This window comes from Mycobacterium sp. 155 (assembly GCF_000373905.1).
Classification (GTDB): domain Bacteria; phylum Actinomycetota; class Actinomycetes; order Mycobacteriales; family Mycobacteriaceae; genus Mycobacterium.
Window position 1 is genome coordinate 520265 of sequence record NZ_KB892705.1, and the last position, 25649, is coordinate 545913.

General features: G+C 63.4%; 14 protein-coding genes. 9 read left to right on the plus strand and 5 right to left on the minus strand.

The window, feature by feature from the left end:
• The first annotated feature begins 97 nt into the window (after nucleotides 1-97).
• From B133_RS0102445 to B133_RS0102455, 3 genes are all read left to right on the plus strand, one after another.
• A complete protein-coding gene (locus tag B133_RS0102445; protein WP_018599126.1) occupies nucleotides 98-9340 on the plus strand; it encodes a type I polyketide synthase in 9243 nt (3080 codons plus the stop codon).
• Between the two features lie 43 nt (nucleotides 9341-9383).
• Complete coding sequence (locus tag B133_RS0102450) at nucleotides 9384-9782, plus strand: holo-ACP synthase (protein WP_018599127.1); 399 nt, start codon at nucleotides 9384-9386, stop codon at nucleotides 9780-9782.
• Nucleotides 9783-9878: 96 nt separating this feature from the next.
• On the plus strand, nucleotides 9879-11216 hold the full coding sequence (locus B133_RS0102455) for a dipeptidase (RefSeq protein WP_018599128.1): 1338 nt from the start codon (nucleotides 9879-9881) through the stop codon (nucleotides 11214-11216).
• Between the two features lie 78 nt (nucleotides 11217-11294).
• Here the strand turns inward: B133_RS0102455 and B133_RS0102460 are convergent, their stop codons facing one another.
• Both B133_RS0102460 and B133_RS0102465 read right to left on the minus strand, forming a co-directional pair.
• On the minus strand, nucleotides 11295-12602 hold the full coding sequence (locus B133_RS0102460; RefSeq protein ID WP_018599129.1) for an NAD(P)/FAD-dependent oxidoreductase: 1308 nt from the start codon (nucleotides 12600-12602) through the stop codon (nucleotides 11295-11297).
• A complete protein-coding gene (locus B133_RS0102465) occupies nucleotides 12599-13687 on the minus strand; it encodes a glycosyltransferase (RefSeq protein WP_232423239.1) in 1089 nt (362 codons plus the stop codon). The genes B133_RS0102460 and B133_RS0102465 overlap by 4 nt, the downstream gene beginning before the upstream one ends.
• A 453-nt stretch (nucleotides 13688-14140) precedes the next feature.
• Between B133_RS0102465 and B133_RS0102470 the strand changes: the two genes are divergently transcribed.
• The 5 genes from B133_RS0102470 to B133_RS0102490 all read left to right on the plus strand — a co-directional run bounded on the left by B133_RS0102470 (nucleotide 14141) and on the right by B133_RS0102490 (nucleotide 20109).
• Nucleotides 14141-15382, plus strand: coding sequence for a class I SAM-dependent methyltransferase (locus B133_RS0102470; protein WP_026255887.1), 1242 nt, complete (start codon nucleotides 14141-14143; stop codon nucleotides 15380-15382).
• 1 nt (nucleotide 15383) lies between these two features.
• Nucleotides 15384-16493: an NAD-dependent epimerase/dehydratase family protein gene (locus B133_RS0102475; RefSeq protein ID WP_018599132.1), complete on the plus strand. Its 1110-nt coding sequence runs from the start codon at nucleotides 15384-15386 to the stop codon at nucleotides 16491-16493.
• The gene (locus tag B133_RS0102480) at nucleotides 16493-17818 is read left to right on the plus strand and encodes a UDP-glucose/GDP-mannose dehydrogenase family protein (protein ID WP_018599133.1); all 1326 of its coding nucleotides are present in this window, start codon (nucleotides 16493-16495) and stop codon (nucleotides 17816-17818) included. The genes B133_RS0102475 and B133_RS0102480 overlap by 1 nt, the downstream gene beginning before the upstream one ends.
• A 101-nt stretch (nucleotides 17819-17919) precedes the next feature.
• Nucleotides 17920-19164, plus strand: coding sequence for a DUF4910 domain-containing protein (locus B133_RS0102485; protein ID WP_232423241.1), 1245 nt, complete (start codon nucleotides 17920-17922; stop codon nucleotides 19162-19164).
• 27 nt (nucleotides 19165-19191) lie between these two features.
• The gene (locus B133_RS0102490) at nucleotides 19192-20109 is read left to right on the plus strand and encodes an NAD(P)-dependent oxidoreductase (RefSeq protein ID WP_026255888.1); all 918 of its coding nucleotides are present in this window, start codon (nucleotides 19192-19194) and stop codon (nucleotides 20107-20109) included.
• A 28-nt stretch (nucleotides 20110-20137) separates the two neighbouring features.
• Here the strand turns inward: B133_RS0102490 and B133_RS0102495 are convergent, their stop codons facing one another.
• From B133_RS0102495 to B133_RS0102505, 3 genes are all read right to left on the minus strand, one after another.
• The gene (locus B133_RS0102495; protein ID WP_018599137.1) at nucleotides 20138-21328 is read right to left on the minus strand and encodes a glycosyltransferase family 4 protein; all 1191 of its coding nucleotides are present in this window, start codon (nucleotides 21326-21328) and stop codon (nucleotides 20138-20140) included.
• Entirely contained in the window at nucleotides 21321-22487 is a 1167-nt protein-coding gene (locus B133_RS0102500; RefSeq protein WP_232423242.1) for a glycosyltransferase, read from the minus strand. Before B133_RS0102500 ends, B133_RS0102495 begins: the two co-directional genes overlap by 8 nt.
• Nucleotides 22488-22582: 95 nt before the next feature.
• Complete coding sequence (locus B133_RS0102505) at nucleotides 22583-23956, minus strand: nucleotide sugar dehydrogenase (RefSeq protein WP_018599139.1); 1374 nt, start codon at nucleotides 23954-23956, stop codon at nucleotides 22583-22585.
• Nucleotides 23957-24438: 482 nt separating this feature from the next.
• Between B133_RS0102505 and B133_RS23485 the strand changes: the two genes are divergently transcribed.
• Nucleotides 24439-25644, plus strand: a complete 1206-nt coding sequence (locus tag B133_RS23485) for a heparin lyase I family protein (protein ID WP_198290972.1) — start codon at nucleotides 24439-24441, stop codon at nucleotides 25642-25644.
• Nucleotides 25645-25649: the final 5 nt, after the last annotated feature.

Genomic DNA, 25649 nt, shown 5'->3' on the forward strand with positions numbered 1-25649 from the left:
CGCCCGGGGGACTTGAGCCTCTGGGCCCGACAGCCATGGCAGGCATACGGCCGCCCGTACGCGACAACACCCGAGCAGCACCGAGGAGATAGCCCCAGTGACGATCTACGAACACGACCGAGTGTCCGCCGGTTGGAACGACGAGTCTGGATCCGACGGACTGCCGGTCGACTCCGCCCACGCACTTGTCGACCGGCTCAGCGCCGGCGAACCCTACGCGGTGGCTTTCGGCGGTCAGGGCAGCGCTTGGCTGGAAACCCTTGAGGAACTGGTGTCCTCCGCCGGGATCGAAGCCGAGCTGGCGACCCTGGCCGGCGAGGCAGAGCTGATGCTGGAGCCCATCGCCGCCGAGCTCGTCGTGGTCCGGCCTATCGGCTTCGACCCGCTGCAGTGGGTCCGCGCGCTGGCCTCCGAAGAGCCGGTGCCGTCGGTCAAGCAGCTGACGTCGGCCGCGGTGTCGGTGCCGGGCGTGCTGCTGACCCAGATCGCCGCCATTCGCGCCCTGGCCCGTCAGGGGATGGACCTGACCGCCACCCCGCCGGTGGCGGTCGTGGGGCACTCCCAGGGCGTGCTGGCCGTCGAGGCGCTCAAGGCCGGCGGCGCCAAGGATGTCGAGTTGCTCGCGTTGGCCCAGCTGATCGGTGCCGCGGGCACACTCGTGGCCCGCCGGCGCGGTATCACCGTGCTGGGCGACCGGCCGCCGATGGTCTCGGTCACCAACGCCGAGCCCGAGCGCATCTACGAACTGCTCGCGGAGTTCTCTCAGGATGTCCGCACCGTGCTGCCGCCGGTGCTGTCCATCCGCAACGGTCGTCGTTCGGTCGTCATCACCGGCACGCCCGAGCAGCTGTCCCGGTTCGAGCTGTACTGCACCCAGATCGCCGAGAAGGAAGAGTCCGAGCGCAAGAGCAAAGTCCGCGGCGGCGCGGTGTTCGCGCCGGTGTTCGACCCGGTCCAGGTCGAGGTCGGCTTCCACACCCCGCGCTTGTCCGACGGCATCGAGATCGTGGGCCGCTGGGCCGAGGCCGTGGGCCTCGACGTCACGCTCGCCAAGGCGATGACCGAGGCGATCCTGGTCAACCAGGTGGACTGGGTCGAAGAGATCACCGGGGTGCACTCGGCAGGCGCCCGCTGGATTCTCGACCTGGGCCCCGGCGACATTCTCACCCGGCTGACCGCTCCCGTCATTCGCGGGCTCGGGGTGGGCATCGTGCCCGCCGCTACGCGCGGCGGCCAGCGCAACCTGTTCACCATCGGTGCGGTGCCCGAGGTGGCCCGCCCGTGGTCCAGCTACACCCCGACCCTGGTGTCGCTGCCCGACGGCTCGGTCAAGCTCGAGACCAAGTTCACCCGGCTCACCGGGCGCTCGCCGATCCTGCTCGCCGGTATGACCCCGACGACCGTCGATGCCAAGATCGTCGCGGCCGCCGCCAATGCCGGCCACTGGGCCGAGTTGGCCGGCGGTGGTCAGGTCACCGAGGGCATATTCGACGACCGCATGACCGAGCTGACCACGCTGCTGGAGCCCGGCCGCGCGATCCAGTTCAACACTCTGTTCCTGGACCCCTACCTGTGGAAGCTTCAGGTCGGCGGCAAGCGCCTGGTGCAGAAGGCCCGGCAGTCGGGTGCCCCGATCGACGGCGTCGTCGTCAGCGCGGGCATTCCCGATCTGGAAGAGGCCGTCGAGCTGATCGACGAACTCAACGACGCCGGCATCAGCCACGTGGTGTTCAAGCCGGGCACCGTCGAGCAGATCCGCTCGGTGATCCGGATCGCCGCCGAGGCACCCACGAAGCCGGTGATCGTGCACATCGAGGGCGGCCGCGCCGGTGGCCACCACTCGTGGGAGGACCTCGACGACCTGCTGCTGACCACCTACTCGGAGCTGCGTAGCCGGTCCAACATCACCATCTGCGTCGGCGGTGGCATCGGTACGCCCGAGCAGGCCGCCGAGTACCTGTCCGGCCGCTGGTCGGCCGGCCACGGCTACCCGCTGATGCCGATCGACGGCATCCTCGTCGGCACGGCCGCGATGGCCACGCTGGAGGCGACCACCAGCCCCCAGGTCAAGGAGCTTCTGGTGGCGACCCAGGGCACCGACCAGTGGGTGGGTGCCGGAAAAGCCCAGGGCGGCATGGCCTCCGGACGCAGCCAGCTCGGCGCCGACATCCACGAGATCGACAACACCGCGTCACGCTGCGGCCGGTTGCTCGACGAGGTGGCCGGCGACGCCGACGCGGTCGCGGACCGTCGCGACGAGATCGTCGCGGCCATGGCCGACACGGCCAAGCCCTACTTCGGCGACGTCGCCGACATGACCTACCTGCAGTGGTTGCGCCGCTACGTCGAGCTGGCCATCGGGGACGGCAACAGCACCGCCGACACCAAGCGGGACCACTCGCCGTGGCTGGACATCACCTGGCGCGACCGCTTCGAGCAGATGCTCAAGCGTGCCGAAGGGCGTTTGCACGCACAGGATTTCGGTCCGGTCGAGACGGTGTTCGACAACGACGCGCTACTCGAGGATCCCAAGGCCGCGCTGGCCGCCCTAGTCGGTGCCTACCCGGACGCCGCATCGGTGCAGCTGCACCCGGCCGACGTCCCGTTCTTCACGGAACTGTGCAAGACGCTGGGCAAGCCGGTCAACTTCGTGCCGGTCATCGACAAGGATGTGCGCCGCTGGTGGCGCAGTGACTCGCTGTGGCAGGCGCACGACGCCCGCTACACGGCCGACCAGGTGTGCGTCATCCCCGGCACCGCCGCCGTCGCCGGCATCACCCGTGTCGACGAGCCCGTCGGCGAGTTGCTCGACCGCTTCGAGCAGGCCGCCGTCGACGAGGCGCTGTCAGCGGGTGCCCAGCCGGTGCCCGCGCTGTCCCGACGGGCCCGCCGCGCCGGCGTGTCCGGTCCGCTGGCCGTACTGCTCGATGCTCCCGATGTGCTGTGGGCCGGGCGTACCGCCACCAACCCGGTGCACCGCATCGCCGCGCCCGCCGACTGGCAGGTCAACGAAAATCGTTCCGCCACCAACGCTTCGACCGGAGCCCGGCTTGAGGTGGTCGACGACACGCACGTCGTGCTCTCGGTGCCGCTGTCGGGTACCTGGATCGAGATCCGGTTCAGCCTGACCGACGCCGTGCACAGCGGTGGAGCCCCGATCGTTTCGGTCGAGGACGCCTCGACCGCGATGCGGGCCGTGCTGGCCATCGCCGCGGGCGTCAATGGTCCCGACGCGCTGCCGCCGGTGACCGACTCCACCGCCACCTTGACGGTCGAGTGGGATCCCGAGACGGTCGCCGACCACACCGGCGTGACCGCCACCTTCGGCGCCCCGCTGGCCCCGACGCTGACCGTGGTTCCGGATGCGCTGGTCGGTCGGTGCTGGCCCGCGGTGTTCGCCGCGATCGGATCGGCCGTCACCGACGAAGGATTCCCGGTCGTCGAGGGTCTGCTGAGCCTGGTGCACCTGGACCACGCCGCGCAGCTGCATGCTCCGCTGCCGGCGGAACAGGCCGAATTGACCGTCGCCGCAACGGCTTCGGCCGCTTATGACACCGAGGTGGGGCGAGTGGTCCCGGTTTCGGTGGTCGTGAAGGCTGCCGACGGAACGCTGCTGGCCACGCTCGAGGAGCGGTTCGCCATCCGTGGCCGCACCGGCGACGCCGAGCTGGCTGACCCGGTCAAGGCCGGTGGCGCCATCTCCGACAACGCCACCGACACGCCGCGTCGCCGTCGCCGCGACATCACTATCGGTGCCCCGGTCGACATGCGGCCGTTCGCCGTGGTGTCCGGTGACCACAACCCGATCCACACCGATCGGGCGGCCGCGCTGCTGGCAGGCCTGGATTCGCCCATCGTGCACGGCATGTGGCTCTCGGCCGCGGCCCAGCACGTGGCCACCGCCACCGACGGCAAGCCGGCTCCGCCGGCCAAGTTGATCGGCTGGACCGCCCGCTTCCTGGGTATGGTCAAGCCCGGCGATGAGGTCGACTTCCGCGTCGATCGCGTCGGAATCGACGTCGGCGCCGAGGTACTCGAGGTGCAGGCGCGCGTCGGCTCCGATCTGGTGATGTCGGCGACCGCCCGCTTGGCCGCGCCCAAGACCGTCTATGCGTTCCCCGGCCAGGGTATCCAGTACAAGGGCATGGGCATGGAGGTCCGGGCCCGGTCCAAGGCCGCCCGCAAGGTGTGGGACTCGGCGGACAAGTTCACCCGCGAGACCCTCGGCTTCTCGGTCCTGCATGTGGTGCGGGACAACCCGACCAGCCTGATCGCCTCCGGTGTGCACTACCACCATCCCGACGGTGTGCTGTTCCTGACGCAGTTCACCCAGGTGGCCATGGCCACTGTCGCGGCGGCTCAGGTCGCCGAGATGCGTGAGCAGGGTGCGTTCGTCGAGGGCGCCATCGCCTGCGGGCACTCCGTCGGTGAATACACCGCACTGGCCTGCGTTTCCGGCGTGTACCAGTTGGAAGCCCTGCTCGAGGTGGTGTTTGCGCGCGGCGGCAAGATGCACGACATCGTCGAGCGTGACGAGCAGGGCCGGTCCAACTACCGGCTGGCCGCGATCCGGCCGTCGCAGATCGATCTCCCCGACGCCGACGTCAAGGACTTCGTCGCCGAAATTGGAGCTCGTACTGGAGAATTTTTACAGATCGTGAACTTCAACCTGCGTGGTTCGCAGTACGCGGTCGCCGGTACCGTGCGCGGTCTGGAGGCACTGGAGGAAGAGGTCGAGCGGCGTCGCGAGCTCAGTGGCGGCCGACGCTCGTTCATCCTGGTGCCTGGCGTCGACGTGCCCTTCCACTCCAGCGTGCTGCGCGTGGGTGTCGACGACTTCCGCCGCAGCCTGGACCGCGTCATGCCGCGCGACAACGACCCCGAGCTGATCATCGGCAAGTACATCCCGAACCTCGTGCCGCGGCCGTTCACCCTGGACAAGGACTTCATCCAGGAGATCCGCGATCTGGTTCCGGCCGAGCCGCTCGACGAGGTGCTCGCCGACTACGACACCTGGCGGAACGAGAAGCCGGGGGAGCTGTGCCGCAAGGTCGTCATCGAGCTGCTGGCCTGGCAGTTCGCCAGCCCGGTGCGCTGGATCGAGACGCAGGACCTGCTGTTCATCGAGGAGGCCGCAGGCGGTCTCGGTGTTGAGCGGTTCGTCGAGATCGGCGTGAAGTCGGCTCCGACGGTTGCCGGCCTGGCTACCAACACGCTCAAGCTGCCCGAGTACTCGCACAGCACCGTCGAGGTGCTCAACAGCGAGCGCGACGCGGCAGTGCTGTTCGCCACCGACACCGATCCGGAGCCGGACCCCGATGTCGATGAAGGTCCCGCAGAACCGTCCACCGGCTCCGCCGAGGCCGCTCCTGCGGCGGCCCCGGCACCCGCCGCGGCCCCGGTCGCGGCGTCCGGTGGCCCACGGCCCGAGGACATCGCGTTTGATGCCGCCGACGCCACTGTGGCGCTCATCGCGCTGTCGGCCAAGATGCGCCTCGATCAGATCGAAGGGCTGGACTCCATCGAGTCCATCACCGACGGTGCGTCGTCGCGCCGGAACCAGCTGCTGGTGGACCTGGGCTCCGAGCTGAACCTCGGTGCCATCGACGGTGCCGCCGAAGCCGATCTGGGTGCGCTGAAGGGGCAGGTGAGCAAGCTCGCCCGCACCTATAAGCCGTTCGGCCCGGTGCTGTCGGACGCCATCAACGACCAGCTGCGGACCGTGTTCGGTCCGTCCGGCAAGCGTCCGGCCTACATCGCCGAGCGGATCGCCAAAACCTGGGAGCTGGGTGCCGGCTGGGCCAAGCACGTCACCGTCGAGGTCGCGCTGGGCACTCGTGAGGGCAACAGCGTGCGCGGCGGCGACCTGGGTGCCCTGCACCCCGGTGCGCTGGCCGACGCCGCCAGCGTCGACAAGGTGATCGACGCGGCCGTGGCGGCAATTGCGGCCCGGCGTGGTGTGCCTGTCTCGTTGCCGTCGGCCGGCGGTGCCGGTGGCGGTGTGGTGGATTCGGCAGCGCTCGGCGAGTTCGCCGAGAAGGTCACCGGACGTGACGGTGTGCTGGCGGCCGCGGCGCGGACGATCTTGGGTCAGCTCGGGCTCGACAACGCCGTGACCGCCCCGGAGACGGCAACCGACGCCGAGCTCATCGACCTCGTGACCACCGAACTCGGTTCGGACTGGCCGCGACTCGTCGCGCCGACATTCGACGCCCGCAAGGCCGTCGTGTTCGACGACCGGTGGGCCAGTGCCCGTGAGGATCTGGTCAAGCTGTGGTTGGCCGACGAGAGCGAGATCGACTCGGAGTGGCCGCGGCTGTCCGAACGCTTCGAAGGTGCCGGGCATGTGGTTGGCACCCAGGCGAATTGGTGGCAGGGCAAGGCCCTGGCCGCAGGCCGCAACGTGCATGCGTCGCTGTTCGGTCGCATTGCAGCCGGCGCCGAGAACCCGGGCAAGGGCCGCTACCGTGACGAGATCGCGGTCGTGACCGGTGCCTCGAAGGGTTCGATCGCCTCCGCGGTGGTCGGGCAACTGCTCGACGGCGGTGCCACCGTCATCGCCACCACCTCGCGCCTGGACGACGACCGGTTGGCCTTCTACAAGAAGCTCTACCGCGACAACGCTCGTTTCGGCGCCACGCTGTGGGTGGTTCCGGCCAACATGGCGTCCTACTCCGACATCGACAAGCTGGTCGAGTGGGTCGGCAGTGATCAGGTCGAAAGCCTTGGGCCGCAAGCCATTCACCTCAAGGACGCGCAGACTCCGACGCTGCTGTTCCCGTTCGCCGCACCACGCGTGGCCGGGGATCTGTCGGAGGCCGGTTCGCGCTCCGAGATGGAGATGAAGGTGCTGCTGTGGGCCGTGGAGCGGCTCGTCGGTGGGCTGTCCAGGATTGGCGCCGACCGTGACATCGCTTCACGCCTGCACGTGGTGCTGCCGGGCTCGCCCAACCGCGGCATGTTCGGTGGCGACGGTGCCTACGGCGAGTCCAAGGCGGCACTCGACGCGCTGGTGAACCGCTGGAGTGCCGAGGCGTCGTGGGCCGAGCGGGTCACCCTGGCGCACGCGCTGATCGGCTGGACCAAGGGCACGGGCCTGATGGGTCACAACGACGCCATCGTCAGCGCGGTCGAAGAGGCCGGCGTGACCACTTACACCAGTGCGGAGATGGCAGCCATGCTGCTGGACCTGTGCACGGTCGAGTCGAAGGTGGCCGCGGCGAATGCGCCGATCAAGGTCGACCTGACCGGTGGTCTCGGCGACATCAAGATCGACATGGCTGAGCTGGCTGCCAAGGCCCGCGAGGAGATGTCTTCTGCGGCAGCAGAAGACGGAGCTTCCGACGGCGACAATCGCGGTACTGTCGCCGCGTTGCCCTCGCCCCCGCGCGGATACGCCCCGGCGCCCGCGCCGGTCTTCGAAAGCCTCGATGTCGACCCGGCCGATCTGGTGGTCATCGTCGGCGGTGCCGAACTCGGCCCGTACGGTTCCTCGCGTACCCGTTACGAGATGGAGGTCTCCGGCGAGTTGTCGGCGGCCGGCGTGCTGGAGCTGGCGTGGACGACCGGACTGGTCAAGTGGGAGGACGATCCCAAGGCCGGCTGGTACGACACCGAAACCGGTGAGCTGGTTGACGAATCGGAGATCGTGGAGCGTTACCACGACATCGTCGTCGAGCGCTGCGGCATCCGCGAGTTCGTCGACGACGGCGCGATCGATCCGGACCACGCCTCGCCGCTGCTCGTCAGCGTCTTCCTGGACAAGGACTTCTCGTTCGTCGTGTCCAGCGAGGCCGACGCCCGGGCGTTCGTGTCCTTCGATCCTGAGCACACCGTGGCCCGGCCGGTGCCGGACTCCGGTGACTGGCAGGTGATCCGCAAGGCGGGCACCGAAATTCGGGTGCCGCGCAAGACCAAGCTGTCGCGGACCGTCGGCGCGCAGATCCCCACCGGGTTCGACCCGACGGTGTGGGGCATCACCCCGGACATGGCCAGTTCCATCGACCGGGTGGCGCTGTGGAACATCGTGGCGACCGTCGATGCGTTCCTGTCGTCGGGCTTCACGCCGACCGAGCTGATGCGTTGGGTGCACCCGAGCCTGGTGGCCAGCACGCAGGGCACCGGTATGGGCGGCATGACCTCGATGCAGACCATGTACCACGGCAACCTGCTGGGCCGCGCCAAGCCGAACGACATCCTGCAGGAGGTGCTGCCGAACGTTGTTGCGGCACACGTCATGCAGTCCTACGTCGGCGGCTACGGCGCAATGGTCCATCCGGTCGGCGCATGCGCCACGGCCGCGGTCTCGGTCGAGGAGGGTGTCGACAAGATCCGCCTGGGCAAGGCCGATCTGGTGGTGGCCGGTGGCTTCGACGATCTGACGCTGGAGGCCATCATCGGCTTCGGTGACATGGCGGCTACCGCCGACACCGAGACGATGCGGGCCAAGGGCATCAGCGACTCGAAGTTCTCCCGCGCCAACGACCGGCGTCGGCTCGGGTTCCTCGAGGCACAGGGTGGTGGCACCATCCTGCTGGCCCGCGGTGACCTGGCCGCCAAGATGGGTCTGCCGGTGCTGGCGGTGATCGGCTACGCGCAGAGCTTCGCCGACGGTGTGCACACCTCGATCCCCGCTCCGGGCCTGGGTGCCCTGGGTGCGGGCCGTGGCGGCAAGGACTCGGCGCTGTCGCGTGCGCTGGCCAAGCTGGGTGTGGGTGCCGACGACATCGCGGTGATCTCCAAGCACGACACCTCGACGTTGGCCAACGATCCCAACGAGACCGAGCTGCACGAGCGGCTGGCCGATTCAATGGGCCGCTCGGAGGGTGCGCCGCTGTTCATCGTCAGCCAGAAGTCGCTGACCGGGCACGCCAAGGGCGGCGCCGCGGTGTTCCAGATGATGGGTCTGTGCCAGATCCTGCGCGACGGCGTCATCCCGCCGAACCGCAGCCTGGACTGCGTCGACGACGAGCTGGCCACCTCCGGTCACTTCGTCTGGGTGCGTGAGCCCCTGGACCTGCGCGGCAAGTTCCCGCTCAAGGCCGGTCTGGTGACCAGCCTCGGGTTCGGTCACGTGTCGGGCTTGGTCGCGCTGGTGCATCCGGAGGCGTTTATCGCGTCGCTCGATCCGGCTGAGCGGGAGAGCTACCGCAAGCGTGCCGAACAGCGCACGCTGGCCGGTCAGCGCCGGTTGGCCTCGGCCATCGCCGGTGGGCGTCCGATGTACGAGAAGCCTGCCGACCGCCGGTTCGACCACGATGTGCCGGAGAAGCCCCAGGAAGCGGCCATGTTGCTCGACCCGGATGCCCGACTTGGCAATGACGATCTCTATGCGCGATGAGCGCTTGCGCGAAGAGCAAGAGGGCGTGAGCTAAGGTCGCTGGGTGGCGATAGTCGGAGTAGGCATCGATCTGGTTTCCATACCGGATTTCGCTGAGCAGGTTGATCGGCCAGGCACGGTTTTCGCCGAGACGTTCACACCAGGTGAGCGCCGGGACGCCGCGGACAAGAGTTCCTCGGCGGCCCGGCACTTGGCGGCCCGGTGGGCCGCCAAGGAGGCGGTGATCAAGGCCTGGTCGGGTTCGCGGTTCTCCAAGCGACCGATGCTGCCGGAGGACATCCACCGCGACATCGAGGTGGTCACCGACATGTGGGGCCGTCCGAAGGTCCGGCTGTCAGGCGAAATTGCCCGGCACCTGGAGAACACGACCATCCATGTGTCGCTCACGCACGAGGCGGACACCGCCGCCGCCGTGGCGATCATCGAGGAACTCGAGCCCTAGCTCCGCGAGCGTGCGCGTCTGCCGCCCGACACGCCGTGTCTGGTCAGCATTTCGCGCACGCTCGCTGGGCTCGACTGTGACGCTAGTGTCATCACCATGAGTGATGTCGTGCAGCGGATCCAACAGGTATTGCCGTCGGTACGGGCCGATCTGGAGGATCTGGTCCGCATCCCCTCGGTATGGGCTGACCCAGCCCGCCGTGGTGAGGTGGCCCGCAGCGCCCAAGCTGTCGCAAAGCTGTTGTCCGATGCGGGTTTCCCCGACGTCACGATCGTCAGCGAAGGCGGCGCGCCCGCCGTCATCGCGCACTACCCGGCCCCGCCAGGGGCGCCCACGGTGTTGCTGTACGCCCACCATGATGTGCAGCCCGAAGGCGATCCCGCTCAATGGAACTCGGCGCCATTCGAGCCGCAGGAGCGCGACGGCCGGCTCTACGGCCGTGGTACCGCGGACGATAAGGCCGGTATCGCAACGCATCTGGCCGCGATCCGGGCCTTCGACGGCAAGCCACCGGTCGGTGTGACGGTGTTTGTCGAAGGCGAAGAAGAGTCCGGTTCCCCATCGCTGGGAGCCCTGTTGACCGCCCATCGTGACGCCCTGGCCGCCGATGTCATCGTCATCGCGGACTCAGACAATTGGAGCACCGAAACCCCTGCGTTGACGGTGTCTCTGCGAGGGCTGGCGGACTGCGTCGTCGAGGTCGCCACCCTCGACCACGGGCTGCATTCGGGCTTGTGGGGCGGGGTGGTGCCGGACGCACTGAGCGTCCTGGTGCGGCTGCTGGCCAGCTTGCACGACGACGACGGCAACGTCGCGGTCGCCGGCCTGCACGAGGCGTCCGCCGCGGACGTCGACCGCGGTGACGACTGGGTCCACCAGGAATCAGGTCTGCTCGACGGGGTATCCGAAATCGGCTCGGGCTCAGTGGTGCAACGCATGTGGGCCAAACCCGCCGTCACGGTGATCGGCATCGACACCACGCCCATCGACAAATCGTCCAACACTCTCATCCCGCGCGCCCGCGCGAAAGTGAGCATGCGCGTGGCGCCTGGCGGCGACGCCCGTGCTCACCTCGAAGCGCTGACGCATCACCTTGAGCTGCACACCCCGTGGGGCGCACGGGTAACGGTCACACCAGGCGACATCGGGCAGCCGTACGCCATCGATGCCACCGGCCCGGTGTACGACGCGGCCCGCGCCGCGTTCCGTCAGGCCTGGGGCACTGATCCGGTGGATATGGGCATGGGCGGCTCGATCCCGTTCATCGCTGAGTTCGCCACAGCGTTCCCCGCCGCGACGATCCTGGTCACCGGTGTCGAGGATCCCCGCACCCAGGCGCACAGCATCAACGAGAGCTTGCACCTCGGCGTGTTGGAGAAGGCGGCGACCGCCGAGGCGCTGCTGCTGGAGCGGCTGGGACAGCTACACCAATAGGTCGCGGGCGGCCGTAGCCGCCCGCGGCACGGAGGATGCACACCAACAAGCGGTGTGCATCAAAACCGGCGGTTCAGTTCAATGTCCGATGAGGTTCAGGACCTGTTCAGCCGCATTCTCGCCACTGACGAACGCTTCGTCGGTCCATTGATATCCCCACTCTCCGTACCGACCACACCACGCGATCCCGATGTCCGCTAGATAACCGTGCACAGTTTCGAGAGCCGCGGCCCGGTCGAGATCGAAGATGATGTTTGCGTAAGGGATGTGCAGCGTATTCGCGAAGATGATTCGGTCGGATTCGCGCAGGATGCCGCATTTCCTGAGATCGCGGAGCACCGGCTCGATCAGACTGTCCGGACTGCGGTCCAGCGGCCGGTACTTGGCCGAGAAATAACATTCAGCCTGCAGGCTGCCGCAACCGGTAGGTGCGTTATTCGGCGAGAGTAGGTGTGGCGTACTAAGCCTGGTGAACGTTATCTCGCGGTCGTAGTAGTACGACCAGTGGGCGTCGAGGAGGTCCGCACGATCGACACCGACGTTGACGAGCACCACCTCGGTGCAGGCGAGGCGGTCTGTCGCGTCGAGCACGTCAGGTGGTGTCCCCTCGATCATCGGCACCAGTGTCTTCAGTGGGATGGAGGAGATGAGGTGCGTGTAGTCGATGCGCTGCCCGTTACGGAACGTAAGTAACCTGCGCTTGGGGTCCACCGCGCTGACCTCGTGGCTGGTTCTGACATCGGCATCCTGGGCGAACCGGCGAAGATAGGCCGCGAATCCACCGCGAGTCGGGTAACGGAAATAGTCCACGTAATGGGTGTGGGGAGTGTTGGGCCCCAGTGCACCCCGCAGAACTTCGTCGAGGCTGGGTCGGTAGAACCGGGGCCCCAGCCAGTCCGTACTCATATTGTCAGCGGTGGTTGTGTGGTACTTGTATGCGTACTCCATCGGAAAGGTCTCAGCGAAGGTCTTGCCGAATGCCGCGTAGAGCCATTCCTGGTAGTTCTTGAATTTACGCGCCGGCTCGTCCTGCACGGCGACGAAATCCTTGATGACGTCGACCACCAAGTCCTCGGGCAAACCGTGCAGATTGACTTGTGCTGGATGCTTGATCCAATGGCCGCGCCAGAGATTGTTGATCTTTGCGTGCAAAGTCTCGTACGCACCATCGATATTGTCAGCCAATAACTCTTGGATCCGGGTATCGCTGGTGAAGGAAACGTGCGGTCCCTCGTCGAACATGAAACCGTGCCACTCATGCGATGAGGTATGTCCGCCGTAGTGGGGCAGCTTCTCGAACATCACCGGTGACAGACCCGCCGAACGCAATCGATGTGACGCGCCGAACCCCGCCATACCGGATCCGAGGATCGCAACATTTGTCATGGGTTAGCCGATCCTTCTAACTCGCTTTGCGGGATGGTGCGATCGATTGACTCCGCGAGGTCGCTGAGCGCACGCTTGCGACGTTGCATTGCCTCAGTTTCCGGCAGTCCTACGGCGGACAGGACCTGAGCCCAGCGATAGACGTGGTCGTGACGGCGTAATGAGTTCACGACGTTGGTTTTGCTGATCCGTTCACAGCGAGTCGGATCAGCGTCCAATGTTGAGATGACAGCTGAGATCTGGTCGGAATCATCGGGGAGTGGGATGACCGCGTCCTCCCAGCCGAACCATTCGTGGAACGCCTGAGTGTCGGGAACATCGCCGACGAGGATGGCGCCACCGGCGGCGCCTTCGAAGTAACGAAATCCCAATTCTTGTTGGCCGCCGGTGCGTTCGGGATTATTGAACAATGCCAGATTTACCAGGAAGTACCGCGAACGCTTGATCATGTCCGCAAGTCGGTTGCGGTGCTCGACGTAGCTCGTGACTTCGGAATTCTTCACGGTGTCGTACATGTAGTAGAAGTCGTCTGTGGCTGCGATCCTGAGGAGTGCGTTGTGGGTCAGTTCCGGGCGGCGACCCATTGCATAGAAATCGATGACTCTCTCGGGCGCCGAGGGATACGGGCAAAATTTGAGAGCATCGGTAGAGGGCGGGATGTGGTGGCAGGGACGGCCGGTGGCCCGTGCCAGCGGCTCGGCAGTGCCCGCGTCGGCGACAAAAATGTGATCGAAGCGTTTGAGTAGATTGAGGAGATTCCCGAGGGCGGGAATGTCGGCAGCATAGATTTCTTCTATGTAGCACGCGGAGACTTTTGCCGCTGATCGCCACATTGCGCACGGAGCGAGTGCACGTAAGTCGGCCACTGATTCCGTGCTGAGGAAGACCAGGTCGTAGTGGCGGGACAGGCCGGCGGGCAGGCGCCGACGACCCGCGATTGGGCAAGCTTGTTCGAGCCGCAGGCTCAACCGCTGTAAGACCCGCAGCGACAGCTGCCGAACCTTACCCAGAATGGCCTGAAATAGACCTTCTGCACCCTCGTGAGCGACCGAGCCGGAGGGGGCGATCACATCAACGTCGTCCACCGATGCGATGAGGTCTTCGAGTTCGTACTGTAAGCATCGCGAGATCAGTGGCGCGATGTCGCGGTTTGAGACACACAGAATCCGTGCACCCGGACTCTTCGTACTGAATCGGTAACGCCGCATCTCACAGACTCCACACGTGGACTGCGCTCACGAGAGTAGTCATGCGACTGGTGGCTTTCATGGTGCGACAGCCAGGGGACGGGACGTTTGACATGTGCGAAACTCTCTTTGCTGGATACATCCGGCTGAGCCGAGTGTACCCAACGGGTTGATCTTGGTAGGCACCGTCGTCAAAGGGTAGTTTGGCAGCTTAAGCCACGCGCTGCGGATCTTATTGAAGCAAGACGGCACGCCGTGTGCAGAGCAGAGGATAGTCAATGTAGATTCGCTAGCGGAATACTTGTCAACGTGCACGGTTGCGTCGTAGAGGTCGAAAGAGTGTTGTTGAACATGACTGAGCAGTCCACGTTATCGTGCCGGTTCTGCACACGACCCCTGAACCGGACGTTCGTTGACTTGGGAATGTCGCCATTGTGCCAGTCGCACCTGGGGCCTGATGAACTCGAGCGTGGTGAGGAGTTCTACCCCTTGCACGTCTTCGTGTGTGAGGGCTGCCTGCTGGTCCAACTCCATGAGTACGTCCGACCTGAGGCGATATTCACCGAGTACGCGTACTTCTCCTCCTACGTCGACACGTTGCTGCGATACGCCGAGGAATATGTCGAGGAGGTTGTTCCACGGTTTCGGCTGAACTCGCGGAGCACGGTGGTCGAGGTCGCCAGCAACGACGGCTACCTTCTGCAGTACTTCGCGAAAAAGGACATACCGGTACTGGGTATCGAGCCCGCCGGCAACGTTGCAGAGGCCGCCGAAAGCAAAGGAATTCCCACTCGAATTCGGTTCTTCGGCGTGCGCACCGCGCAGGAGCTGGTTGACGAGGGTGTCACAGCTGATCTCCTGTTGGGCAACAATGTGTTGCCGCACGTGCCCGACCTGCATGACTTCGTCGGAGGACTCAAGATCCTGCTCGCGCCGGGTGGCACCGTCACAATCGATTTCCAGCACCTGATGCGGATGGTTGAGGGCAATCAGTTCGACACGATTTATCAGGAACACTTTTCTTACCTGTCGCTCGCCGTGGTCGTCAGGCTCTTCGCACATCACGGGTTGACGGTCTTCGACGTCGCCGAACTCGGCACCCACGGCGGATCGTTACGGATCTTCGCCACCCACGCGGAGCGTGGTGTTGAGCCGGGGTCGCGCGTGGCCGATGTCTTGGCGGAAGAGGAACGCCGCGGGATGAACGAATTGGCCTACTACGCGAAGTTCGATGAGCGAGTAAAAGAAACCAAGCGCGGTCTCCTCGAATTCCTCATCGCGGCTAAGCGGGACGGCAAGTCGATCGTCGGCTACGGTGCGGCCGGCAAGACCAACACCCTGCTGAACTATTGCGGCATCCGAACGGATTTCATCGACTACACCGTCGATCGCAACCCGTACAAGCAGGGGAAGTTCCTGCCTGGTACCCATATCCCGATTCTGTCTCCCGACCGTATTCGGGAAACTAGGCCCGATTATCTGTTCGTAGGTCCATGGAACCTGGTCGACGAAATCATGGAACAGACATCCTATATTCGCGAATGGGGTGGGCAGTGGCTGATCCCGATCCCCGAAGTAAGGGTTGTGCGCTGAAATGACTGATACCGCAGCGGATATCGTCGAGCAGGACCTTGAGTACATCACCAGTGAACTGTGCGAAGAGTTCGGCCGTATGGGAGGCAAGCGTCTACTCATCGTGGGGGGCGCGGGGTTTCTCGGCTACTACCTGGTGCAGGCCGTGCTGCACTGGAACCGCACCGCCGGCAGACTGAACCCCATCCGGCTTACGGTGTACGACAACTATATTCGTGGAATTCCGGAGTGGTTGGCCGCGCTGGACGGCACTGCCCATCTCGAGTTGATTCGCCACGACATCACCGAGCCGCTGCCTGATGACATCGGTGATGTTCAATACATCGTGCACGCGGGTTCTATCGCCTCGCCGATCTTCTATCGGCGTCATCCGATCGAGACGATGGACGCCAACATCGGCGGTCTGCGAAGGCTTCTGGACTATGCGCTGGGGCAACAGTCGTCATCACATCCAGTGGAGGGGTTCCTGTTCTACTCCAGCAGCGAAATCTATGGTGACCCAACACCAGAGAACATCCCGACACCCGAAACCTATCGAGGCAATGTGTCGTGCACGGGACCGCGCTCGTGTTACGACGAGTCCAAGCGATTCGGTGAGACCCTTTGTGTGTTCTTTGCCCAGCAGCATGATCTTCCGATCACCGTGGTCAGACCGTTCAACAACTATGGACCCGGTTTGAAAATCACCGACAAACGAGTGTTGCCCGACTTCGCCCGTGACATCCTTTCCGGCCGCGACATCGTGATGAAGTCCACTGGGACCCCGAGCCGGACGTTCTGCTATGTCGCAGACGCAGTCGTCGGTTATTACAAGGTGCTGGTGAAAGGTCGCCCCGGCGAGGCATACAACATCGGTGTCGAGACTCCGGAGATCACCATGGCTGAGTTGGCGGAGAAAGTAGTCGTGCTCGGTCATGAATTGTGGGGTTACACAGGCAAGGTGGTGCGCAATATCGACGAGGACTACCTCGCCGACAACCCTGAGCGCCGGTGCCCGGTGATCGAGAAGGCCAGGAAAGAATTGGGTTATGCACCGAAAATTCTTGTTGACGAGGGGCTTCGGCGCTCACTGATCTGGTATGCAGGCAACCGCGACGCCGAGGATGCCTGATGCGCATCGCGATCATCGGAACGGGGTACGTCGGCCTGGTCACAGGGGCATGTTTGGCCGAGAAAGGCCACGACGTCGTCTGTGTCGATTTGGACCGATCCAAGGTCGACGCAATCAACCGCAGTGAGTCCCCGATCTTCGAACAAGGCCTCGAAGACCTGCTCGTGCGCAATGTCGGGCGTCGTTTGCGGGCTACGACAGATACCCGTGAGGCGGTATTGGGTTCCGAGATCACGTTCATCGCAGTGGGAACCCCGTTCGATGGCACGAGGATCGACTTGACGCACATTGAAGAGTCGGCCCGTGCGATCGGTGCGGCGTTGGGCGAGGCCCACGACTACCACGTCGTGGTGGTAAAGAGCACCGTGATTCCGGGTACCACTGATGGCGTTGTGCTCCCGATTCTCGAAGCGGCCTCGGGTAAGCGCGCGCATGTCGATTTCGGCGTTGGAATGAACCCGGAGTTCCTCACCGAAGGGGAGGCCGTCGGAGATTTCATGCGGCCCGATCGAATCATCTGCGGTGGCATCGATGCGCGAACACATGCGGTGCTGGAATCGGTGTACCTGCCGTTCTCCGATGCGCCGTGTGTGCGAACGAACAACAACACTGCGGAGATGGTCAAGTACACCTCCAACGCGATGCTCGCCACGATGATCTCCTTCTCGAACGAGATATCCAAATTGAGTGCGGCACTTGGCGGTATCGATGTCGTAGAAGTTATGGACGGGGTACACACGAGTCGCTATCTGACCACCGTGCTCGATGACGGCCGGCGGGTGGTTCCGCCTATCGCATCGTTCCTGATGGCTGGCTGCGGCTTCGGCGGAAGCTGTCTGCCCAAGGACGTCAACGCACTTATCGCACGAGGCGGGGATGCCGGAATTCCGATGCCGTTGCTGCAGTCGGTCATCGACGTCAACGAGGCGCAGCCTAACGAGATGTTTCGGCTATTGGCCAAACATTTCGCCAGTCTCGCGGGGGTAAAGGTCGCGGTCCTCGGTTTGTCGTTTCGGCCCGACACCAGTGATACCCGGGAGTCACCCGCCATTCCGATCGTGCATGGTTTGCGGGAGCGGGGCGCCATCGTGTCCGTGTATGACCCGGTAGCCGATGGGAGCCGGATCTTCGACGACGTCCGCATCTGCGACTCACTGGTGAGCGCTGTGGCGGAGGCCGAGGCTGTCCTGGTCGTCACACGATGGGCCGAGTTCGAACATCTGCCGGCTGTGCTGGCTGAAACAGGGCAGAACCCGGTTGTCGTAGATGGCCGGCGCATGTTGGACAAATCGGCCTTCGATCGTTACGAAGGCATCGGGCTGTGACGGAAGAGGCTCTGCCTGAACAGTTTCCGACACTCAATCTGAGCAGCCTCCGGGAATCGCTCGGCGTAGACGAGCCGGGTGCGGACATGTACGAATCGTGCATGTCTCTGTACCCGATCTGCCGCAGCATTACCGGTGACGGTGTCCGCGAGACACTTGCATTCATCGGGGCAGATCTGCCGCTCGTGGTACATGAGGTGCCAAGCGGAACCCCCGTGCTCGACTGGACGGTGCCGCGGGAATGGAATATCCGTGATGCGTTCGTGAAGAACGCGGCGGGTGAACGCGTGATCGACTTCGCCGACAGCAACCTGCACGTGGTCGGCTACAGCGTGCCCGTGCATGGCAGGGCAACCCTGTCGGAGTTGAAGGCGCATTTGTATTCGCTGCCCGACCGTCCCGAGTGGATTCCGTACCGCAGCTCGTTTTACGCGGAAAATTGGGGATTCTGCCTGAGCGACGCGAAGTTGAGTGAACTTCCTGACGGCGAGTACGAGTATTGCATCGACTCCACACTCTCGAACGGTTCACTGACATATGCCGAGCTGACCCTGCCCGGCACCAGCACCGATGAGATCCTGATCAGCTGCCATATCTGTCACCCATCGTTGTGTAACGACAACCTGGCGGGTATCGCGGTTGCCACATATCTGGCGCGCTACTTGGCAGTCGTTCCCCACCGGTACACCTACCGCTTTCTGTTCATACCGGTGACCATCGGTGCGATCACGTGGCTGGCTCGCAACGAGAGCGACCTCGACCGTATTCAGCACGGTTTGGTGCTGAGTCTGCTCGGTGATCGTGGCCACATCACCTATAAGCGCAGTCAACGGGAGTGCGCCGTTGTCGACAGGGCGGCGGAGCATGTCCTGGCTCATTCCGGCGCACCCTTCGACATCATCGATTTCAGCCCGTATGGCTACGACGAAAGGCAGTTTTGCTCACCGGGATTCGATCTTCCGGTCGGTTGTCTGATGCGCACCCCGCACGGTAAGTACCCGGAATACCACACATCGGGGGACAACCTCGATTTCATCGATGCCGCCTCGCTCGAGGGCTCGTTGGACACGGGTCTGAAGATTCTGGAAGTACTCGAGAAGAACGCGGTTTACCGCAATCTCAAACCCAAGGGAGAACCGCAACTAGGTCGCCGGGGTCTCTATCGCGCTATGGCGGATCGAACTGACGGCGGGTTTGACGAGATGGCATTGCTGTGGGTGCTCAACCAGAGCGACGGCACGCGTTCATTACTCGACATTGCCGAGCGGTCGTCCCTGCCCTTCGCGGTTTTGCATCGCGCGGCCACAGCGCTCCTTGAGCACGATCTTGTCGAGAAGGTGGGCTGACAGAGTGGATCGGCGGGAAGGCTACTCGTGACTGCGATCGCCCTGGGTACCCGCGTATTGGTCACAGGTGCTTCGGGTTTCATCGGATCGGGACTGCTCGACGAGTTGGTTCTACGAGGAGCGCAAGTCAGCGGTGTGTCTCGGCGAGCTCGGCCGGATACCGACGAAATATCGTGGAGGAAAGTCGATCTCAGCGATGGAGATGCCGTCGATGCGCTCTTTGCGGAGATCGATCCACATCTTGTGTTCCATCTCTCGAGTTGGGTGTCGGGTCGGCAGAATCTCCACAACGTGCGCACGGCATTCACCGGTAACGTTGCGTCGGCGGTGAACGTGTTGGCGGCCGCCACCGCGTCAGGGTGCCAACGCGTGGTACTCGCAGGATCGATCGAGGAGCCGCGCCGCGACGACGGGGACGTTCCATCGTCGCCCTACGCCGTATCAAAGTCGGCTCAGACGCTCTATGCTCGATTTTTCCGGGCCGTGTACCAGACGCCGGTCGTGGTGGCACGTATTTCCATGGTGTATGGGCCCGGTCAGCGTGAAACGGCCAAGGTGGTGCCCTACTCGATTCTGTCCGGCCTCAATGGACGTGCGGCCGAGCTAGGCGGAGGAGCTCGCCCGATCGACTGGATATACATCGACGATGTGGTTCGAGGCCTGATCACCCTCGGCGAAGTATCGGGCATCGAAGGCCGAACACTGGATGTTGGTTCTGGATGTACAACCACTGTCGAAGAGATGGTCACCCGTATTGCGACGAAGCTGGACGCGCCGGCTCCAGTAATTGGCACACGTCCGGATCGGACTATGGAGATTGTCCGGTGTGCTGACCCGAGAGAAACGTACGTGTGCACTGGGTTTCGGCCACAGGTTGGCCTTGAGGCCGGTCTCGACGCCACGATTGCATGGTTTCGTACCGAGCTTGCGGCCGGTAGGTTCTGACGTGAGCCCGCTGGCGAGATCTCTCCGGTCAGTGGTCGAACACGGTCGTATACAGGTCGATCAGGTGCTGTTGTGAGACGCTCCAGGACAAGTTGCACTCGACCCGTGCACGTCCTAACTCGCCGAGCTTCTGTCGGCGGTCCGGGTCTGCGAGGAGCTCATCGATCGCATCTGCAAAACCGGATTCGTCATTGGCAGGGACGTAGATGGCTGCTTCGCCCGCAGACACTCGCGCCTCGGTGAGCTCGAAGGAGACGATTGGGCGTCCCATCGCCATGTACTCGATGACCTTGTTCATGGTCGAAACGTCGTTGAGCGGATTGAACGGATCAGGGGACAGACAGACGTCGGCTGTCGACAGACACCGCTGGACGAACTCGTCGGACACCCGACCGGTGAATTCGACTATATCGGCGATCCCGAGTTTCTCAGCCAGGGCCACCATGGCGTCGAACGCATCACCCGCTCCCATGAACACGCAGTGAAAATCTGTGCGTCCGATACGATCACGCAGAATTTGAATGGCGCGCAGGGCGTAGTCAACGCCGTCCTGAGGGCCCATCACACCCAGGTAGGCCAGTAAGTGTTGCTTACCTCGACGCAGACTATCGTCAGGCTCGCGTGGGTAGAACCGGTCCAAGTCGGGGGCGCTGCGGACCACGACGACGCGGTCCGGATCCATGCCACCGCGTTCAATGGCTACTCGCCGATAACTCTCATTGGTGGAGATGACGTAATCTGCGGCGGCGAAGGTGAGTCGTTCCACGAACTTGGTGACTGCCAGTAGTGCGCGCCTGTCGCCAGCGAAACGTGACATGAAAAGTTCCGGGACCAGATCGTGATGGTCAAACACGAACCGGGCACCCCACGGCCGCAATACCAACGCGATAAGGAACAGGAGATCAGGCGGGTTGCAGGCGTGTACGACATCTACAGGTTGCGTGCGCCGCACCCGGATTGCCAAACGCAGTGTGTGCCACATCGCTAGCGAGTACTCGCGTAGGTATCCCAGCGGACCACCCGCTGCCGGCCGAAGCGGGTAACGAAGGATCCTGACCCCGTCGATGACAGCTTCGGGCTCGGTGTCCTGCTTGCCGCCTGCGGGGCATATCACAGTGACCGCAAACCCCGCCTCCACCAGCGCTCGGCTTTCTTGCCAGACACGCCGATCGAATGGCACTGAGAGGTTCTCGACCAGAATCAGGATGTGTTTATTCACGGTAGTACTCTATTTTGGTCAATGATTCGAGTTCGCGCTCGGTGGCTGACACGCTTGCGTCAAGGCTAAATTCCCGTTCGACCCTTACCCGTGCGGCTCGCCCCATTGCAGTGGCCAGTGAATCGTCGGTGAGAATTCGCAGCAATCCGTCGGCCATGGCACGAGGATCGTGGGGCGGTACAAGGAAGCCGGTAGTTCCGTCATCGATCATTTCCGGTATTCCACCGACAGCTGTGCATACCGCGGGTCGGCCTGCGGCCATTGCCTCCAGCAGGGCCATCGGGAAGCATTCGACGCTGTAGGAACTCAGTACGAAGACGTTGACGGTTTGCAAGATCGCGGGGATGTCCGATCGAGCTCCGGCCATGACCACCTTGTCGCCGAGATCGAGTTCCGCAGTGAGCTGTTCGATTCGTGAACGCATCTCTCCGTCACCGACGATGAGTAATTTTGTGGTGGGTAACGCGTCTACGACCATTCGTGTGGCGCGCAGCAGCATCTCGTGGTCTTTTTCTGGGCGCAGCGCCGCGACGATCGCGACAACCTTGTCGGTCGGGGCGATGCCGAACTCGGCCGCTGCGGTAGCCCCGGCGGATCGGTCCGTCTCGAAGTTGTCCAGATCGACACCGTTGTAAATGATGCGAACCTTATCGGCCGGATACCCGAGCTCTTCGACTATGTACGACGTCTGAGCTTGTGCCACACCGAAATATGCGCTGGTGACGTGGTCGAGCAAACGGTCGGCGAGTCTGCGGATGGTGTTCCTGCGGGTGATGTCGCCGTAGTTGTGGACCCAGACCACATTGTGCGGTACCCGGGCAAGCGCTGCCGCTATCCTGCCGAGCGTCTCGGCGTTGTAGCCCCGGGTGATCACGACGTCGGGTCGAAAATCACGCATGTGCTGGATCAGATCGAGGATCGCGCGGATCGCCTGTCGCTTACGACGATCCAGCGCTATGGCGGGTGTGGTGGTGCCCTCGAGGTCGGAGAAAAGTGTTCCCTTCTCGCCGAGACAGATTACCGAGGTGCTGAACCTGTCGGGGTCGAGACTCGGCATCAGAGTGGTGACATGCCGTTCTGCCCCACCGATATTGAGATCGGGCACGACGTACATCACCCGGATACGTCGTGTGGATACGGCTTGGTGATCGGCCGTCACCCGTGTTCCCGAGCGTCGGGGGAGGTTAGCGTGGTGATCGAGGCGGTCTGGTCCGTCAGGCGGTTGGGCCATTGATCAATCGGCACGGAGTGTTCCTACCAACCGATGCCGAAATACCCAGGCTTGGTGCGACGGGTCTCTGCATCTGGAAGACGTACCAGGTCAACTATCACCCGGTCGCCATCGAGGGCATCGATGGCCGCCCCGAGGCCTGGTTCGGTCGCACCGACCACCAGCAATTCCCCGTGGTCGAGCGCTTCAGAAAGATCAGCGGTGATCAGCTGCGCGACGTGTGGCAAGTGTTCGTCGAGATATTCGCGGTTGGCGCCGATGAGTTGGGACAGTGCCACATTGGGGTCGTATACCTTCACGTGGTAACCCTTGCCGATCAGGCGTTCGGCGAGTTCGACCATTGGACTTTCCCGAAGGTCGTCAGTGCCTGACTTGAAGGCCAATCCCAAGATGGTGATGTTGCGCCGGCCCAATTCGATGATCTTGTCGACAGTCCGGCGCAGCTGGGCATCGTTGGATACAAGCACGTTAGACAGGACCGGCAACTCCAGGTCGTTCTGTCGGGCGGTGTGGGTCAATGCTCGTACGTCCTTGGGCAGGCATGATCCGCCGAACGCGAAGCCGGGACGGAGGTACGCCGGACTGATGTTGAGCTTCGTGTCGCTCAAGAAGATGTCCATGACGGTGTGAGAGTCCAGGCCCAGGCGCGCGCACAGCGCTCCGATTTCGTTGCCGAAGGTGACTTTGAGGGCATGAAAACTGTTGTCGACGTACTTCGTCATCTCTGCGACTGGGATGGGGACGCGGAAACGGGGTCCGGGGAGTCCGTCGTAGAGGTCCATGACCTCGGAGCCGCTGCGTGCATCACTTTCGCCGACCACCGTCTTGGGCGGATTCTTGAAATCCGCCACGCTTGTGCCTTCCCGTAGGAATTCGGGATTGACGCATACCCCGAAATCGACGCCGACTCGCTTGCCGGAAGTGCGTTCCAGGATCGGTATCAACAGCTGCTCGCAGGTTCCCGGCACCATTGTGCTGCGGAAGACGATGACGTGCCAGCCGTCCTTGTGCATCAGCGCTGTGCCGATCTGCTCGCTGACATTTTCGAGGAATCGAGTCAGCAGTCCGCCGGAGGCGGTCGACGGTGTTCCCACGCACACGATGGAGATATCCGAAGCAGACACTGCTTGAGCAGCATCGGCGGTGACCGTGAGCCGACCCGACTGAACCGCATCGGCCACCAATTCGCCGATGCGCTCTTCCACTACCGGGGACTTACCGGCGCGGAGGAACTCCAGTTTTGTGTGACTCACATCAACACCGACGACGGTGTGACCCCGCGTGGCCAAACAGGCTGCCGATACGCAACCCACGTATCCGAGGCCGAACACGCTGATCGACTTTTTGGCAGCTACACCGTCGGCCAGGCCGGGGGCGATATGGGCAGCTTTCGACATTCCGTCAGTCTAGCAAATTTTTCTATGGTCGCGATAATTCCATCGATGGTCGAGGGTGTAGCGTGCAACCATGGCCTCCACCTGGTGATGACCTGTGTTAATCCCAGCGCAGAGCTGCTGTTGATCGTATATTTCTTCCGCAGGGGCGGTGGGCCAAGTCGGAGTGCTTCTTATCTATGTATTCGCTGTGTGTAGTTCAAGCAAATGTAGGTTGATGCCCTCGCTGGGTCGCTGATGATTGTCCTGGCGGTGACGGAGTTGGTAAGGAACGCGTTGCCGCGAAATCGGGTACTGCGGCCGGCCGAATGTTTGCTCGTGCTCAATGGGCACAGGTGCGGCGCGGCTCAAAATGTTATGTAAGTGATAGATGCGACTGTTGTGGTTGTGAAAATGTGCGTAATAATCTGAGCGTCCGCACCTAAAGCCCAAAGTCAGGGGACTGAATGAAGCACCTCCGAAGTGCGTGCGCGATGTTCGGAGCAGTGACGATCGCGATGTCAGGTGTTCTCGTTACGTCCTGGGTTCCCGCAATGGCGGAGGTGTTAGCGGTTTTCGAGGCGACCGCAATGAAAGTGGCACCGGCGTGGGCGGGCAAGGTGATAAATGACCGGGCCGCAACGGGCGGCACTGCGTTGGCTCTGACCTCGTCGGGTGGTACGGCGGCTGCCACGGTGCAGTTACCCTCGGCCGCGACCATTGTCGTGCGCGCCAAAGGTGGCACGTGCTCCAACACACCCAAGTTGACGGTGTTGGTCGATGGTCGCGCGGTTGGTGTTCTCACCGTCGCTTCAGCTGCATGGAAAGACTATCCCGTTGCGACGCAAGTGATTAGCGGACCGCACACGGTTACGCTACGACTCGACGCTGGTAATCGGTTCGCTTTCTGCACAGGGTCGGTGGCCGTCGACACCATCGCGGTGGCCGGCGCTGCTGACAACAGCGGCCCCGCGGAACCGCCGGTCGACACCACGTCGCGAATCTTCAACGGAGACTATTCAACAGCGAATTTCGCGCAGTGGCCGACCGTGCAAAACCGCTACTACACGGGCTCTGGAAGTGGTTACAGCCCTACGTATTCGGCGCAAATCGTCGATGACACGGTGAAGGGTAAAGCGGCACGCTTCGAGGTGCGCTCGGGCGATGTACCGTCATTCGGAGGTGGTGAACGATCCGAGGTGGCCGATAGTCTCAGTGGTGCGGAGGGCCAAACCCTGTGGTACGCCTTCTCCACCAAATTCGATCCGACGTACCCGCAGAATCGCGCCAGCCTTGGCTGGGGACTGACAAATCAATGGCATCCTTCGTCGAACACCGGCAGTCCTCCGGTGGGCTGGTACGTGGACGTCCGCAATGGTTATTGGTCGCTGGTCATCCAGAAGCAATCCGCCCCGGGGGAGTATGAGCAGGTGTTCTCCCTTATCGACCTTCCGCTCGCCGTCGGTACCTGGCACGACGTAAAGATGCAGGTGAAGTGGTCCACCTCAGACTCGACGGGCTTTGTCAGATTGTGGCACAACGGGGTCCGGCAAAAGTTCGTCGACGGCTCGGACACCTACTTCGTCCGTACCATGATTCCCGGTACCAACTACGTGTATTACAAAGAAGGAATCTACCGCCAGCCGATGGCACCTACCGAAATCGTTTACCACGCAGGTTTTCGCTCGGCCAGCACGGAAGCAGGCTTATGAGGGCC

Excerpts from the sequence above, each read along its gene's own strand:
- B133_RS0102505 (WP_018599139.1), bottom strand. The coding sequence starts at position 23,956 with ATGTCGAAAGCTGCCCATATCGCCCCCGGCCTGGCCGACGGTGTAGCT.
- B133_RS0102455 (WP_018599128.1), top strand. The coding sequence starts at position 9,879 with ATGAGTGATGTCGTGCAGCGGATCCAACAGGTATTGCCGTCGGTACGG.
- B133_RS0102460 (WP_018599129.1), bottom strand. The coding sequence starts at position 12,602 with ATGACAAATGTTGCGATCCTCGGATCCGGTATGGCGGGGTTCGGCGCG.
- B133_RS0102470 (WP_026255887.1), top strand. The coding sequence starts at position 14,141 with ATGACTGAGCAGTCCACGTTATCGTGCCGGTTCTGCACACGACCCCTG.
- B133_RS0102475 (WP_018599132.1), top strand. The coding sequence starts at position 15,384 with ATGACTGATACCGCAGCGGATATCGTCGAGCAGGACCTTGAGTACATC.
- B133_RS0102485 (WP_232423241.1), top strand. The coding sequence starts at position 17,920 with ATGTCTCTGTACCCGATCTGCCGCAGCATTACCGGTGACGGTGTCCGC.
- B133_RS0102480 (WP_018599133.1), top strand. The coding sequence starts at position 16,493 with ATGCGCATCGCGATCATCGGAACGGGGTACGTCGGCCTGGTCACAGGG.